Origin of the sequence: Paraburkholderia solisilvae (assembly GCF_902859875.1) — a bacterium.
In the GTDB taxonomy this organism is placed as follows: domain Bacteria; phylum Pseudomonadota; class Gammaproteobacteria; order Burkholderiales; family Burkholderiaceae; genus Paraburkholderia; species Paraburkholderia solisilvae.
This window is the reverse complement of record NZ_CADIKF010000050.1, coordinates 40,022-54,191: the sequence shown is the minus strand read 5'-3', so window position 1 is coordinate 54,191 and position 14,170 is coordinate 40,022. Positions and strand designations below refer to the sequence as shown.

14 protein-coding genes and 1 riboswitch are annotated in these 14,170 nt (G+C 64.4%); of the genes, 6 read left to right on the top strand and 8 right to left on the bottom strand.

Annotated elements, in window-relative coordinates; all coding sequences use genetic code 11:
* Positions 1-56: 56 nt before the first annotated feature.
* From HV675_RS25245 to HV675_RS25235, 3 genes are all read right to left on the bottom strand, one after another.
* Positions 57-617, bottom strand: coding sequence for a ferritin-like domain-containing protein (locus HV675_RS25245; RefSeq protein ID WP_175114180.1), 561 nt, complete (start codon positions 615-617; stop codon positions 57-59).
* 80 nt (positions 618-697) lie between these two features.
* Positions 698-859, bottom strand: a complete 162-nt coding sequence (locus tag HV675_RS25240) for a DUF1328 domain-containing protein (RefSeq protein WP_012400904.1) — start codon at positions 857-859, stop codon at positions 698-700.
* 57 nt (positions 860-916) lie between these two features.
* Entirely contained in the window at positions 917-1,093 is a 177-nt protein-coding gene (locus HV675_RS25235; protein WP_175114179.1) for a DUF1328 domain-containing protein, read from the bottom strand.
* A 343-nt stretch (positions 1,094-1,436) separates the two neighbouring features.
* Here HV675_RS25235 and HV675_RS25230 point away from each other — a divergent pair, with 343 nt between their 5' ends.
* Positions 1,437-3,161 carry an ATP-binding protein gene (locus HV675_RS25230; RefSeq protein ID WP_246270527.1) on the top strand — a complete coding sequence of 575 codons (1,725 nt, stop codon included), beginning with the start codon at positions 1,437-1,439 and terminating at the stop codon, positions 3,159-3,161.
* Between the two features lie 166 nt (positions 3,162-3,327).
* On the top strand, positions 3,328-3,468 hold the full coding sequence (locus HV675_RS25225) for an entericidin A/B family lipoprotein (RefSeq protein ID WP_175114178.1): 141 nt from the start codon (positions 3,328-3,330) through the stop codon (positions 3,466-3,468).
* A 330-nt stretch (positions 3,469-3,798) separates the two neighbouring features.
* Here the strand turns inward: HV675_RS25225 and HV675_RS25220 are convergent, their stop codons facing one another.
* The 5 genes from HV675_RS25220 to HV675_RS25200 all read right to left on the bottom strand — a co-directional run bounded on the left by HV675_RS25220 (position 3,799) and on the right by HV675_RS25200 (position 8,234).
* Positions 3,799-4,584, bottom strand: coding sequence for a DUF4397 domain-containing protein (locus HV675_RS25220; RefSeq protein ID WP_175114177.1), 786 nt, complete (start codon positions 4,582-4,584; stop codon positions 3,799-3,801).
* Positions 4,585-5,001: 417 nt separating this feature from the next.
* Positions 5,002-5,919, bottom strand: a complete 918-nt coding sequence (locus tag HV675_RS25215) for an EamA family transporter (protein WP_175114176.1) — start codon at positions 5,917-5,919, stop codon at positions 5,002-5,004.
* A 512-nt stretch (positions 5,920-6,431) separates the two neighbouring features.
* Complete coding sequence (locus HV675_RS25210; RefSeq protein ID WP_175114175.1) at positions 6,432-6,674, bottom strand: pentapeptide MXKDX repeat protein; 243 nt, start codon at positions 6,672-6,674, stop codon at positions 6,432-6,434.
* A 95-nt stretch (positions 6,675-6,769) separates the two neighbouring features.
* Complete coding sequence (locus HV675_RS25205) at positions 6,770-7,564, bottom strand: molybdopterin-dependent oxidoreductase (RefSeq protein ID WP_175114174.1); 795 nt, start codon at positions 7,562-7,564, stop codon at positions 6,770-6,772.
* Between the two features lie 10 nt (positions 7,565-7,574).
* Entirely contained in the window at positions 7,575-8,234 is a 660-nt protein-coding gene (locus tag HV675_RS25200; RefSeq protein WP_377700660.1) for a cytochrome b/b6 domain-containing protein, read from the bottom strand.
* 467 nt (positions 8,235-8,701) lie between these two features.
* Positions 8,702-8,858, top strand: a riboswitch (TPP riboswitch).
* Positions 8,859-8,951: 93 nt separating this feature from the next.
* Between HV675_RS25200 and thiC the strand changes: the two genes are divergently transcribed.
* The 4 genes from thiC (at position 8,952) to HV675_RS25180 (ending at position 14,158) form a co-directional block, all read left to right on the top strand.
* Positions 8,952-10,883: a phosphomethylpyrimidine synthase ThiC gene (gene thiC, locus HV675_RS25195; protein ID WP_175114173.1), complete on the top strand. Its 1,932-nt coding sequence runs from the start codon at positions 8,952-8,954 to the stop codon at positions 10,881-10,883.
* Positions 10,884-11,181: 298 nt separating this feature from the next.
* Positions 11,182-11,394: a glycine zipper 2TM domain-containing protein gene (locus HV675_RS25190; protein ID WP_175114172.1), complete on the top strand. Its 213-nt coding sequence runs from the start codon at positions 11,182-11,184 to the stop codon at positions 11,392-11,394.
* A gap of 372 nt (positions 11,395-11,766) precedes the next feature.
* Positions 11,767-12,240 carry a hypothetical protein gene (locus tag HV675_RS25185; RefSeq protein ID WP_175114171.1) on the top strand — a complete coding sequence of 158 codons (474 nt, stop codon included), beginning with the start codon at positions 11,767-11,769 and terminating at the stop codon, positions 12,238-12,240.
* 319 nt (positions 12,241-12,559) lie between these two features.
* Positions 12,560-14,158: an L-lactate permease gene (locus HV675_RS25180; protein ID WP_175114170.1), complete on the top strand. Its 1,599-nt coding sequence runs from the start codon at positions 12,560-12,562 to the stop codon at positions 14,156-14,158.
* The last annotated feature ends 12 nt before the right edge of the window (positions 14,159-14,170 follow it).

Genomic DNA, 14,170 nt, shown 5'->3' with positions numbered 1-14,170 from the left:
CTTTGCCGCGCCGGCGCACTGCCGTGACGGCCGCGCCGCGGCGCGGGCCGCGGCGCTCAGCGCCGCGCGAGCAGATCCGCCATATCGTCCGCGTGCTCCTCCTCGACCGCGAGAATCTCCTCGAAAATGCGCCGGGTCGTCGTATCCGCATCGCCGAGATAGTGAATGATCTCGCGATAGGTATCGATGGCGATGCGCTCGGCGACGAGGTTTTCGCGAATCATATCGGTCAGATCCTTGCCCACCTTGTATTCCGAATGCGAACGCGCGACCAGGCTGTCCGGCGACAGATCCGGCTCGCCGCCCAGTTGCACGATACGCGTGGCAAGCTGGTCAGCATGCCCCTGTTCCTCATTCGCATGCGCGAGAAACTCCTGCGCCACGGATTCCGAGTTGATGCCCTTCGCCATGAAATAGTGGCGCTTGTAACGCAGCGTGCAGACGATTTCCGTCGCCAGCGCGCCGTTCAGCAGCTTGAGAACCGTTTCGCGATCGGCGTTGTAGCTCTGCGTGACCGGGCCTTCCTCCATATCTTTACGCGCCTGCGCGCGAATCTTTTCGAGGTCCATCACAAATGGGCCTTTCGCCGCGCCCTGTGCATCAGATGACTTCGACATTTAACTGCTCCTTATGCGATGAGTGGGGACCGCGGAGGACTGTGCCGTCTGCCCGCCGCGCATAGGAAAAGCTGCCGCCGCTACGTTCGGAACACGCCCAGCAGCAGCGTGACGACGAACACCACCAGAAAGATGTAGAACAGGATCTTCGCGATTTCGGCGGCGCCGGCCGCAATGCCGGTAAAACCGAATACCGCGGCAATGATTGCGATCACGAAGAACACGAGTGCGTAATGCAGCATGGCAACGCTCCTTTTTTGAACGATGGATTGTTGTTGTCCGCGAGTGTCTCCCGACCGCTAGTCGACGATCTTCTTCGTCACGACAAAGCCGAGCACGAGAAACACGACGCACAGGATCACGAATACGATGAACAGGATCTTGGCGATCGCCGCCGCACCTGCCGCGACGCCGGTAAAGCCGAGCAAGCCGGCGATCACGGCCACGATGGCAAACAACAGTGCCCACTTGAGCATGATGGGACCCTCCCTGGTTATTTCGGTTGACACTGTCATCGTAGAGAGCACGGAACGGGCCCGCATTCGGGCGCGCTCCGGTTTTCGTGTGAGAATCCGCTGACATCGGCTTACAGCGCGGCCGCGGCGCATGCGCGGCCGTCCGCAAAGCGCGCGCGGACAGCTACACTTGCGAGGCCGGCGCTCGAGTCGAGCGCGCGGCGCTCATCAGACGGGAGCATGTGTGCGCGGCAACGAAAACGGCAACCCGGTTGGGATCGATCCTCGCACCGACGGCGGCGACGCCGGCGTTGACGGCCGCGTGCGAGCGCTCGCGCGGCTCGAGCGCTGGACGCGCGGCTGGATGCGCGAGCGCAGCTGGGCGATTGCGATGACCGTCGCGATCGTGATTACGGTCGGCGGTCTCGTGCTGCTCGAAAGCGCGCGGCAGCGGATCGCCGCCGAATACGAAACGGCGCTCGACGCGCGCGGCGCGGCCGCGCAATTGAGCGAACTCGGCGGTCAGTTCGCGCAATTGAACGCGCATCAGAGCGCGTACCTTCTGGCGAGGCAGGACGCGAGCGCCCGCGCGTTTTGCGGCAGCGCCGCGCGAATCCGCCACAGCGCGCAAGCGTTGAGCGGCTGGTTCAGCCGTGCCGGCGAAGGCGCGGATAGCACCGAGCGGGCGAGCTTCGCGCAGGTGGTCGCGCTGCTCGAGGCGCGCATCGATGCCGGCGCCGCCGCGCTGCAACGCGCGGCGCCGCGGCCGCTGGATCTCGCCGCTTGCGAGGCGAGCGCGCCGGCCGCACCGCCGAACAACGAGCAGGCCGCGCCGGCCGGCCGGGCCGTGCAATCTGATCTGCCCGCGCGGCCCACGCAGCCCGCCGCGAACGCGGATCTCACGAACACGGACGCGGCGGGCAATGCCACTGCAGTTGTCGGCAGCATGCTCGCGCTATTGCGCGACAACGAAGAACGCCGCGCGCAGCATGCGCTCGACGCGAGCCGCGCCGACCAGCGGCTCTCGACGCTTTACGCCGCCGGCCTGTCGGCGCTCAATATCGTGTTGTTCATCCTGCTGTTCCGCAATCTCGGCATTCAGATCGATAGCCAGGCGCGCGTGCAGCGCCAGTTGATCACCCAGCAGGAAGAGCTCGACCAGCTCGTCAACGAACGCACGCGGCAGCTCGAAGCGCTCGGCTGGCACCTGCAGGCGGTCAGCGAAAACGAAAAGACGCAGCTTGCCCGCGAACTGCATGACGAACTCGGCGCGATCCTCACGGCCAGCAAGATGGATGTCGCATGGGCGAACCGCAAGCTGAAAGATGCGGACCCGGCGATCGTCGAGAAGCTGCAGCGCGCGCTCGCGAATCTCGACCAGGGTATCGCGCTGAAACGGCGAATCATCGAAGACATGCGGCCGACCGTGCTCGCGAATTTCGGGCTCGTCACCGCGCTGCGCACGCTCGCCGACGAGGCGGCGCAGCGCAACAGCTGGACGCTCGAGCTGCACCTGCCCGACGACGAGCTCGCGCTCAATGAGCAGACCGAGATCGCGCTCTTTCGCGTCGCGCAGGAATCGCTGAACAATGCGGCGAAGTACGCACGCGCGTCGCAGGTCACGATCGGCCTTGCGATGGGCGATGGCGAGGTAACGCTGCATATCGCGGACAACGGCATCGGCATCATGCCCGCCGACCTCACGCGCACGCATACGCACGGGCTGCTCGGCATGCGCCAGCGCGTCGCCGCGCATGGCGGCCGCTTCGAGATCCGCCGCGGCGCCCGGCACGGCACCGATATTCAGGTGGTGATGCCGGCGCCGGTGACATCGGCCGGACATGATGAGCCAGATGCCCGGGCGTCTGACTCGGCCGGCTCACCAGGCTCACCAGGCTTATCCGGCTCACCTGGCTCACCTGGCAAACTCGCCGCGCAACTCGCCGGGAATCCCGGCGCACATTCCACCAATACAAGCGCTTCGGCGAGTGCCACGGTTACCCCAGCAGTCTCCGCGCCCGCCGTCGACAATACGGCCGATCATCCCGCCCCGCCCGACTTGCCCGCAGGCAACGCGTCGCGCGCGTAGGACTGCGCCGACAACAAAATCGCTGCGCCGCCGACAGCGCCAGCGGGCGCGGCTCCCTATCATGAAATCAGACCGGATCGGCTGGTGCAGCCAGCCGGGTCGAACGATACGCGATGTGCCTGAGGGCTCGCGAATCCATCGTGCATCCTTGTTAAGGGGAAGACTCATGACTCGACTCATCGCTCTGCTTCTGCTCGTGGCCGCAGGCACGGCCACGCTTTCCGCATGCAACACCGTGTCCGGAGCCGGCCAGGATATTTCGAAGGGCGGTCAGGCTATCAGCAACACGGCGGAGCAGGCCAAGTAGCCGTTCCGTTGCCATGCTTCGCCCGGGCGATGCGATGGGCGTTATCTCCATTGCGCATCGTCAATAGTCCGAAGCCCGATGCAGTTCATACGCCGCGCACTGTCGCGGCGTTTTTTTGTTCTGGCGAGCGCGCCGCGCGGCGCGGTGCGCGCGACTGGTTCGATTGGGCCGATCAACTCGATCGACTCGATCGACTCGATCGACCCAATCGACGCGACCGGCGCAGCGCGCGAGATTCGCGCATGCGTCGAATGGACCCGATGCGGCGGGGCAGAAAAAACGGCCCGCGATAGCGGGCCGTCGATACCGCACCTCCCTGATGCGACGTCGTTATTGTCCGTTCAGCGCGTTGGTCAATTCGAGCGCCGGTTGCGACGTGTTGCCGCCCTGCGCGACCAGCAGATGGATCTGGTTCGGCAGCAGCTGGCTCAGCGTGCCGGCAATCGGCACCGTCGTCACGAGCCAGTCCGCGTTGTTCGACAGCGAGAATGTGCCGGACTGGAAAATGACCGTCTTGGTGCCCGCCGTCGTCGCGATCAGCACATACGTGCCGCCGTTCACGTAGACCGAATCCTGTCCGGATGGCGGCACCGCATTCTTGAACGACACGCCGGATAACGTCGGTCCCACCGTGTTCACGTCGGTGCCCTGCGCAACCAGATACAGGTCGACGTTCGGCGCGTTCACCGACGCGTTGAACGCCCGCACGCGCGCGCTATTCGACAGCAGGCCCTTGTCGAACGGATCGTCGATCAGGCCGATGTCAGGCGCGGTCAAGCCCGGCACGGCAATCACCGTGTACTCGTGACCGTTCGCGACGTCGGAGAACGTGCCGCTCGCCAGCGCCGTCGTGCTGCCGGTCGGCGCATAGCCGACCACCGTCTGACCGGTATTGACGTTCGCGAAGTTCGTCACCTGCTTGTAGCTGATACCGGTCTGCAGCGCCGCGCCGTTGACGAGGAAATCGACCGTCGGACCACCCGGAATCGCGTGCACGAAGTGCATCACCGGATTGGTCAGGCCGAGTTCCTTGCCGACATCGTGGGTTCCCCCGCCGCATGCCGCGACTAAGGACGCCGTAGCAAACAGCGTCGCAATGGTACGGATGAGCTTCATGTGCCACCTCTCTGATAGCGGGCATGCCTGCACCCATTGATATGCGGCTTGCCGCGGGCGCCGCTGCGCGTCCGGTTGTGACCGGTTGCGCAGCGCACCCTCCAAACGGCGGCACGCCTTCCTGTCCCTGGAGTTGCGGTCCGCGTCGAAGGACTGTGCTTCGATCGCCGTGCCGCATTGTTTGGACGACCGCATTCAGCAAACCGTGTGCCGCACGAAAGCACAACGCAATGCGAAGCTCAAAGGTGACCCGTCAGATATAGGTCTGCAGATGGTTAGAACACTTCATCAACGCAGGTTGCTGCAAAGCAGCGCGACAAACGCGCGCCGCTCGCGACAGGCCGGCATTACACGGCGTCGTGCAGCGGTTACCGGATCGGCATCGATCGAACGGGATCGCACCGGGATTCGCGCCGGTCACGCTCGCGCGCGCCGCCGGTAGTCGAACCAGAACGACAGGCCGACGCTCGACAGAATGACCACCGTCGCGATCACCGTCGATTGCGTGACCGGTTCGGCCAGCAGCAGCGCACCGAGCGCGACCGCGACGAGCGGATTCACATACATGCAACTGCTCGCGACGATCGGACTCGTGTGGCGGATCAGATACCCGTACGCGACGTATGCGGCCATCGTGCCGATCAGCATCAGATAGAGAAACGCGACGACCGGCAGCACGTGCAACTCGAGCATCCGTTCACCGGATGCCCACGCGACGACACTCGAAATCGCGCCGCCGAGGCCGATCTGCAATGCGGTCGACAGAAACAGATCGGACGGCAGCGACAGGCGCCCGGCCAGATGCGCGCCGCCGGCCCAGAACAATGCGCCGCACAGGATCGCGAGGCTGCCGCCGGCCGAGCCCGGCGTGGTGTCGCCGTGGCTGAGGATCATGATGCCGGCAAGGCCGAGGCCGACCGCAAACCATTCGCCGCGCGCGACGCGGCGCCCGGCGAGCGCGGCGATCACGGTGGCGAACAGCGGCACGGTCGCGACCATCACCGCCGCGGTGCCGGTGCCGACCGTGCGCATCCCGTACGCGAGCATGCCGCTCGACAGGCCGACCAGCATCGTGCCGACGAGCGCCGCATTGCGCACCTGCCCGATGCCCGGCCACGGCGGGCGCCGGCGCACCGCGAAGACGAACAGGCCGATGCCGGCAAACAAGTTGCGCAGGCCGGACATCAACAGCGGCGGAAACGAACCGAGCGCGACATGCACGCACAGATACGTCGAGCCCCAAACGAGATACACGACGGCGAGCGCGAGTGCGATGCGGCCGCCGGTCGATTCCGGCAAACGGAACGGGAAGCGCGCGGGAAGATTCAGCCGCATCGACCGCACCTGCCGCGGCCGGTCGATGCGCCGGATGGATCATCACCATCGGACGGCAACACGGTAAAAGACACCGCGCGAATGGGTGCGGCGGCGGCATGGCGGACTGGACTGAAACACATGGCGGTAGAACAGGCAGAGCAACAGGACGGCAGGCGGAAACGTTCCGGCGCATGCGAATGCGCGCCGATCGCAGACACGCCGCGCGCAGTTCGCGCGTAGCGCACAGACGGCGCACAGGCCGCATGCGTGCGGCTTCAAACCCGATGGCGCACGCGGCGCCCCGCAATTATGCAGTAACCGTCAAGCTCGCCGACGAAAATCCGGCGACGCGATCGCAACCGGACGTTCGCGCCGCGCGGGCGCCATATGAACGCACGCCGGAAAAAACAGAAGCCGGCGCACGCATGCGTGCCCGGCTTCGCGCGAGCCGCCGGCCGCACCCGGCGGCCTGTCGCGGCTCGTATGAGCGGGCGGCGCCGCAGCGCCGCCCGCGTCGCAGACCCGATCGCTCAGTGGCTCATCGCGCCCGACGCCTCGTGGCTCATACCCATCGCGTCGTCGCCCTTCTTCATCTTGTCGTGCTTCATCTTGTCGTCCGAACCCATCTTCGAGGTGTCGTGCGACATGTTGTCGTGCGACATCGCCCCATGCGACATCGCATCGTTCGACATCGCGCCGCTTGCCTGTGCGAACGCGGCCGTACCGGTGGTGAGGAATGCGGCGGCTGCCGCGATCATTGCGAGCTTCTTCATGGTTGACTCCGTGTGTGTCCTGCCTGTTTGAACCGGCGATGCCGGGTGCTTTCCGATGCTCCTGTTGCGCGCCCCTATACCAACGTTGATGCGCATCAGGAGCCTCCGAACCAGTTGTATCCCTGGTCGCTCCAGTAGCCGCCGGGATACGTATTCGTGACGAAAATTTCGACGATGTGCTTCGGGTTCTTGTAGCCGAGCTTGGTCGGCATGCGCAGCTTCATCGGGAACCCGTACTTCGCGGGCAAACGCTCGCCGTCGTAGTCGAACGTGAGCAGCGTCTGCGCATGCAGCGCGGTCGGCATGTCGATGCTTTCGTAGTAGTCGTCCGCGCATTTGAAGCCGACATACTTCGCGCTCGTATCCGCGCCGACGCGCTTCAGGAAATCGCCGAACGGCGTGCCGCCCCAGCGGCCGACCGCACTCCAGCCTTCGACGCAGATATGCCGCGTGATCTGCTCCGCGTGCGGCAGCGTGTAAAGTTCGGGCAGCGTCCACGTGCGCTTGCCGGTCACGAGGCCGCTCACCTGCAGCCGGTAAGCGGCCGCGTCGACATGCGGCACTTCATCGACGCCGTAGTACGCATTGAACGGAAACGGCCGTGTGATCTGCGCTTCCGTATAGGTCGGCGCGAGCTGGTGCGGATCGAACAGGAACGCTTGCGCGCGGTCGTTCAATCGCGACACCGCGACCAGAAACTGGTTGACCGATTTCTCGTCGGTCAGCGAACAGCCGGTCAGCAGCGACAGGCCGCCGAGCGTCAGCAGCTGCTTGCCGAACAGGCGCCGCGCCGGCATCGCCAGTTCGCGCTGCGCATCCTGCAGGATCGAGCCGCGGTCGAGTGCTTGCCGCGGCTTGCGCGTGATGATGGTGTTGTCTCTATCGTTCATCGCGCGCTCCTTATCGTCCACGCAGCATCGCGAGCAGCGAACGCGGCACGAGCGCGACCATCGCGAGGTGCACGACGATAAACGCCGCCATCAGCGACATCGCGCAGAAGTGCACGATGCGTGCGTTGTCGTAACCGCCCATCAGTTCGCGCAGCAGCGGAAACTGCACCGATTTCCAGATAGCGAGGCCGGACAGCACGAGCACGATCAGGTCGGCGATCACAAACAGATACGCGAACTTCTGCACCGCGTTGTAGTGGCTCAGATCCGCGTGCGACAGCTTGCCGGTCAGCGCGGCCACGAAGTCGCGCAGTATCGCGCGCGGCGACAGCGGCATGAATTTGCGAATCAGGCGGCCGCTTGCCAGGTTCAACCCGAGATAGACGATGCCGTTGAACACCAGCAGCCACATCGCCGCGAAATGCCATTGCAGCGCGCCGCCGAGCCAGCCGCCGAGCGTCAGGTTCGGCGGAATCACGAAACCGTGAAAGACCGGCGACGCGTCGTAGATGCGCCAGCCGGACAGCATCATCACGATCGCGGCAAGCGCATTGAGCCAGTGCCCGATGCGCACCCACAGCGGGTGAACCTGGCGCGAGCCGGCCGCCGGCGGCGGGGCTGCCTGCATGTGCGCCGGCGTGTGCGGTACATCGGCGTGAGGGGTAGCCATCATCCGTTCCTCTTACGTTGTGCTTCGTGTGCGTAACGCCGGTCGTCGCCGTGATGCGGCGCGCGGCCGGTCTTTTCGTTCAATCTGCTTACAGCCGCCGGCGCGCGCGCCGGTGGGCAGACGAAATGCGTGCCGGTAACAAGCTTCCCGAAAGCGCGCATCGCAGGCTCCGTTCTTCAGATCTGCACGTTTGTCGACGCGCCGCCGCCGATATGACAGCCACGCTCATATTTTTTTTCGAAAGGAAAAGGCGCACAGATGTGCATCGGCGCCCGCGGCGCCGCGGGCCCGAGGGATCGTCGGCAGGCACGCGGCGTCATACCGGCGCGAACGGCGATATCTTCGACGTTGCTGTCAATGTTAGTGGGCGGACCCGGGTGTGCGCACCCATGAATAGGTATAGGTCCGGCAACCCTTTGCGCGATGCACCGGTTGCCAAGCACCACTGAGCCAGGGTATCTTGTCCCCTGCTAACGCGGGGGTCCTGCATTACGCATCGTTGTCCGTCAATCCGAAGGCTTGCTCAGCCCGGGTCGGTCGCCAATATCGCGTAACGTGGGTGAGAAATACCCTTTGAACCTGATCTGGATAATGCCAGCGCAGGGAAGCGTTCGGGTTTCGCCGCTTCTTTCAACTGCAAGCCTCCCGCGAACCCGTCCCACTTCCTCTCGTCTCCCGTGTAGCTCAACCAGAAGCGGTCCGCCACAGGAGAGCCACGTGAACGCCAACCCGAAGTTCATTTCCGCCAATGCGCATGTCGATGCAGCCGCCGTCGCGCCGCTGCCGAATTCGCGCAAGGTTTACATCACCGGGTCGCAGCCCGATATTCGCGTGCCGATGCGTGAAATCACGCAAGCCGACACGCCGACCGGCTTCGGCGGCGAAAAGAATCCGCCGATCTACGTGTACGACACGTCCGGCCCGTACACCGACCCCGACGCGCGGATCGATATCCGCGAGGGTCTGCCCGCGCTGCGCCAGCGCTGGATCGAAGCGCGCGGCGACACGGCGGCGCTCTCCGGCCTGTCGAGCGAGTACGGCCGCGAGCGCGCGGCCGATGCGGCCACCGCGCAACTGCGCTTTCCCGGCCTGCATCGCACGCCGCGCCGCGCCGTCGCCGGCGCGAACGTCACGCAAATGCACTACGCGCGCCAGGGCATCGTCACGCCCGAAATGGAGTACATCGCGATTCGCGAGAACCAGCGGCGCGCCGAATACCTCGAAAGCCTGCGCACGAGCGGGCCGAACGGCGTGAAGCTCGCCGAGATGATGGGCCGCCAGCATCCGGGCCAGGCCTTCGGCGCCGCCGCGTTCGGCGCGAATGCGCTAAAGGAAATCACGCCCGAATTCGTGCGCGAGGAAGTCGCGCGCGGCCGCGCGATCATTCCGGCGAACATCAATCACCCGGAATCCGAGCCGATGATCATCGGCCGCAACTTCCTCGTGAAGATCAACGCGAATATCGGCAATTCGGCGGTCACGTCGTCGATCGGCGAGGAAGTCGACAAGATGACGTGGGCGATCCGCTGGGGCGGCGACACCGTGATGGACCTGTCCACCGGCAAGCACATTCATGAAACGCGTGAATGGATCATTCGCAACAGCCCGGTGCCGATCGGCACGGTGCCGATCTATCAGGCGCTCGAAAAGGTGAACGGCAAGGCCGAAGACCTGACCTGGGAAATCTTCCGCGACACGCTCATCGAACAGGCCGAGCAAGGCGTCGATTACTTCACGATTCACGCGGGCGTGCGTCTGCAATACGTGCCGCTGACCGCGAATCGCATGACCGGCATCGTGTCGCGCGGCGGCTCGATCATGGCGAAGTGGTGTCTCGCGCATCATCGCGAAAGCTTCCTGTACGAGCATTTCGAAGACATCTGCGAAATCATGAAGGCGTATGACGTGAGCTTCTCGCTCGGCGACGGCCTGCGCCCCGGCTCGATCTACGACGCCAACGACGAAGCGCAACTCGGCGAACTGAAGACGCTCGGCGAACTGACGCAGATCGCGTGGAAGCACGACGTGCAGGTGATGATCGAAGGCCCGGGCCATGTGCCGATGCAACTGATCAAGGAGAACATGGACCTGCAGCTGGAATGGTGCGACGAAGCGCCGTTCTACACGCTCGGACCGCTCACCACGGATATCGCACCGGGCTACGACCACATCACGTCGGGCATCGGCGCCGCGATGATCGGCTGGTTCGGCACCGCGATGCTCTGCTATGTAACGCCGAAGGAACACCTCGGCTTGCCGAACAAGGACGACGTGAAGGAAGGCATCATCACGTACAAGCTCGCGGCGCACGCGGCCGACCTCGCGAAGGGTCATCCGGGCGCGCAGGTGCGCGACAACGCGCTGTCGAAGGCGCGCTTCGAGTTCCGCTGGGAAGACCAGTTCAACCTCGGTCTCGATCCGGACAAGGCGCGCGAATTCCATGACGAAACGCTGCCGAAGGATTCCGCGAAAGTCGCGCACTTCTGCTCGATGTGCGGCCCGCACTTCTGCTCGATGAAAATCACCCAGGACGTGCGCGAATTCGCCGCGCAACAGGGCGTAACCGCCGACGAAGCGCTGCGCAAAGGCATGGAAGTGAAAGCGGTCGAATTCGTGAAGAGCGGCGCGGAGATTTATCAGCGGCAGTGACGCGCGGCACCGAGCAGTAAAAAGCACCGCCGACGCGCGCGCTGACGCAATCTTTGCATCAGCGCGGCGCGACAAGGCCCGCCATTCATCGAATGCGCGGGCCTTTTTGCGTGTGGCGTGCCGTGCTTACCGAAGTCGATGCAAGATTCGGACCGCGGCGAAACATTTGATTACCGAACCGACATTTCGCTGACAACCTCACACAAATCGAAACCGCGTGCGGCGATACCATCGATTGCAAGGGTTGAAGAGTCGCGACGATTCGCGGCTCGCCCGTCAAGAACAAGGGAGTGGGATCATGAACGCATGCAAGCGAATCGGTATGGGTGCTGCGATTGCCTTGATCGTCGCAGGTCTGTCGGCGTGCGGCGGCATGTCGCGTGATACGCGCGACACCGCGATCGGTGCGGGTCTGGGCGGCGCGGCGGGTGCGGCGGTGGGCGGCAATGCGCTGTCGACGGTGGGCGGCGCGGCCGCCGGCGGCATCATCGGTCACGAAGTCGGCAAGTGATGGTGTGACGATCACGCGAATATGTCGGCCGTGCGTCGTGGTGCGATGAGTGGCGTGTCAGTTCGCGTGATGAACGCATAAAACGTGTGGTGTGGCGGCGGTGACTGTGTAACCGCCGTCGCCACGCTGCTGTTTCTGCTCGCGGTGTGCCGGCGTTCTGTCGGCGCCAGTGTCTCTTCTTTCGCATTCCACCTGCTCTATTTTCAGCCGGGTCGACCGCGAGGCCAGGCTCGCTCTGCTCGCGCGTCGGCGATTGCAACGCAGTGAAATAGACGGTAACCCGGGCGTGACGCGACTGACGTAAGCTCGCCGCATAAACATCACTGTTGAGCACGCCAGGCTTGGCGCGCGATCATGTATCAGGAGCACGTCATGAATCCGTTTCCGATGGCGGCACGCGTGAGCGTCGCTGCTGCGGTGCTTGCGCTGTCCGGCTGTTATTACGTTGGGCCGTATCCGTACGGCTACTATGGCGCGGCCCCTTATCCGGCCTACCCGGCTTACCCGGGCGCCGCGCCGTCTGGCGCGACGCAGCGCGACCCGGCGCTCGAGCAAACCCATCCGTCTGGGCCTGGCGGCCCCGGACCCGAAGACGAGGGTCCAAATGCGAACGACGATGGCGCCGGCCCGCCGCCCTCCGCGCAATCGCAGGCACAAGCACAGGCGCCCGTCGCGGGTTACGCACCGCCGCCGGTCGTGGTCGCGCCTGCTTACTATCCGGCGTACCCCGCGTACTATCCACCGTACTACGGCTACGGTTATGGTTACGGCTATCCCGGCTGGTGGGGACCGTCCGTGTCATTGCACTTCGGTTTCGGCGGACACGGCGGCTACCATCATCATTGACCCGGCAGCGCGACGCCGCTCGCGCTTGCAGCCCCGCCAACCATTCAGTTTCATTACATAAAATAGAGACCCACCCGCGCGTCGACCTCTTTTCAGCGGGTTCGCGAACAGCGATTCGCGTTTCAAGGTAGTTTCCCTATTGACTGAAACGGTACGCGCTCTATCCTTGCGTGTGCCACTGCTACGCCTGCTTAATAACCCGGGGTGAGCCGCGCTTGCGCGGCGCCATCGTCATCCGTACTGCTCCCACTCGGCTTGCCATGTCACGCGCGGTAAGGCGCAGAACCATGGCGATTCGAATAACAAAGAAGGAGACGTGATGTTTCACCAGTTGTTGACGCCTATCGGTAACTCGCTGTTCCCCTCGTTCCTCGTCGCCGTCCTTCCGATCATCGTCGTGCTGATACTGCTCGGCTGGGCGCGCCGTCCCGCCTGGCAGGCATCGCTCGCCGGGCTGATCGTCGGCCTGCTCGTCGCCATCTTCGCGTGGCAGTTCCCCGTCGGACTTGCGATCAACTCGGTCGTCGCGGGCGCGGTATTCGCGGTCTGGCCGGTGATGTGGATCGTGGTCACCGCGATCCTGCTGTACAACATCTCGGTGCGCTCGGGCCGCTTCGCCGCCTTCCGCATGTGGATGATCGATCACCTGCCCAATGACCGGCGCATCGTGCTCGTCGTGGTCGGCTTCTCGTTCGGCGCGCTGCTCGAAGGCATCTCGGGCTTCGGCACGCCGATCGCCATCACGAGCTCGCTGCTCATCATGATGGGCTTCCCGACGCTCGAAGCGCTGACCTTCACGCTGATCTTCAACACCGCGCCGGTTGCATTCGGCGCACTCGGCGTGCCGATCACGGTGCTCGGCGCGGTCACGCACCTGCCCGCCGATACGCTCGGCAAGATGGTCGGCCGGCAACTGCCGTTCTTCGCGTTCCTGCTGCCGTTCTACGTGCTCACCGTGTACTCGGGCTTCCGCAAGATGCTGAGCATCTGGCCGGTGCTGTTCGTGTCGGGCGGCAGCTTCGCGCTCACGCAGTTCGTCACGTCGAACTACATCAACTACAGCCTGACCGACGTGCTGTCGTCGCTCGTGTCGCTGGTCGTGACGATTCTCTTCCTGCGCGTCTGGCGTCCGGCGCCGGACCCTGAGTTCGCGATCAACATCGACCGCGCGAACGAAGTGCGCAGCGAAATCAGCGGCATTCAGGGCTGGTATCCGTGGCTGATCGTGTCGGCGGTCGTGATTATCTGGACCGTCGCGAAGATCTTCCTGATCGGCGACGTGAAGGTGCCGTGGCCGGGCCTCGACAAGGCGGTCTACATCACGCTCTATAACCAGCCGTATGGCGCGATCTGGGACTTCCAGCCGCTCGCGACCGGCACCGCGATTCTCGTCGCCGCCATCATCACGTCGTTCGTGGTCGGCCTGAAGCCGTCCGAGTTCGGCCGCGCGGTGATCGATACCTGGGTGCAAACGCGCATCGCGATCTTCACGGTCGCGACGATCGTCGGCCTCGCCTATCTGATGAACTACTCGGGCCTGAACTACACGCTCGGCCTCGGTGTCGCATCGGTCGGCGCGTTCTTCCCGCTGGTGTCGGCGTTCCTCGGCTGGGTCGCGGTGTTCCTGTCCGGCAGCGATACGTCCGGCAACGCGCTGTTCGGCAATCTGCAGGTGGTCGCCGCGAATCAGCTGAATCTGCACCCGGTGCTGATGGCCGCGACCAACTCGTCGGGCGGGGTGATGGGCAAGATGATCTCGCCGCAAAACATCTCGACCGGTGTCGCGACAACCGAGCTCAAGGGCAAGGAAGGCGTCGTGTTCGCGAAGACCTTCAAGCACTCGATTTTCCTCACCATCCTGCTCGGTATTCTGGTGTGGCTGCAGCAGAACTACCTGCAAGGGATGATTCCGCATTGAGCATTCGATAAG

What these genes read in the sequence shown, in the direction of transcription:
- HV675_RS25245 (WP_175114180.1), bottom strand. Translation starts at nt 617, where the DNA reads ATGTCGAAGTCATCTGATGCACAGGGCGCGGCGAAAGGCCCATTTGTG.
- HV675_RS25240 (WP_012400904.1), bottom strand. Translation starts at nt 859, where the DNA reads ATGCTGCATTACGCACTCGTGTTCTTCGTGATCGCAATCATTGCCGCG.
- HV675_RS25235 (WP_175114179.1), bottom strand. Translation starts at nt 1,093, where the DNA reads ATGCTCAAGTGGGCACTGTTGTTTGCCATCGTGGCCGTGATCGCCGGC.
- HV675_RS25230 (WP_246270527.1), top strand. Translation starts at nt 1,437, where the DNA reads ATGCGCGAGCGCAGCTGGGCGATTGCGATGACCGTCGCGATCGTGATT.
- HV675_RS25225 (WP_175114178.1), top strand. Translation starts at nt 3,328, where the DNA reads ATGACTCGACTCATCGCTCTGCTTCTGCTCGTGGCCGCAGGCACGGCC.
- HV675_RS25220 (WP_175114177.1), bottom strand. Translation starts at nt 4,584, where the DNA reads ATGAAGCTCATCCGTACCATTGCGACGCTGTTTGCTACGGCGTCCTTA.
- HV675_RS25215 (WP_175114176.1), bottom strand. Translation starts at nt 5,919, where the DNA reads ATGCGGCTGAATCTTCCCGCGCGCTTCCCGTTCCGTTTGCCGGAATCG.
- HV675_RS25210 (WP_175114175.1), bottom strand. Translation starts at nt 6,674, where the DNA reads ATGAAGAAGCTCGCAATGATCGCGGCAGCCGCCGCATTCCTCACCACC.
- HV675_RS25205 (WP_175114174.1), bottom strand. Translation starts at nt 7,564, where the DNA reads ATGAACGATAGAGACAACACCATCATCACGCGCAAGCCGCGGCAAGCA.
- HV675_RS25200 (WP_377700660.1), bottom strand. Translation starts at nt 8,234, where the DNA reads ATGGCTACCCCTCACGCCGATGTACCGCACACGCCGGCGCACATGCAG.
- HV675_RS25190 (WP_175114172.1), top strand. Translation starts at nt 11,182, where the DNA reads ATGAACGCATGCAAGCGAATCGGTATGGGTGCTGCGATTGCCTTGATC.
- HV675_RS25185 (WP_175114171.1), top strand. Translation starts at nt 11,767, where the DNA reads ATGAATCCGTTTCCGATGGCGGCACGCGTGAGCGTCGCTGCTGCGGTG.
- HV675_RS25180 (WP_175114170.1), top strand. Translation starts at nt 12,560, where the DNA reads ATGTTTCACCAGTTGTTGACGCCTATCGGTAACTCGCTGTTCCCCTCG.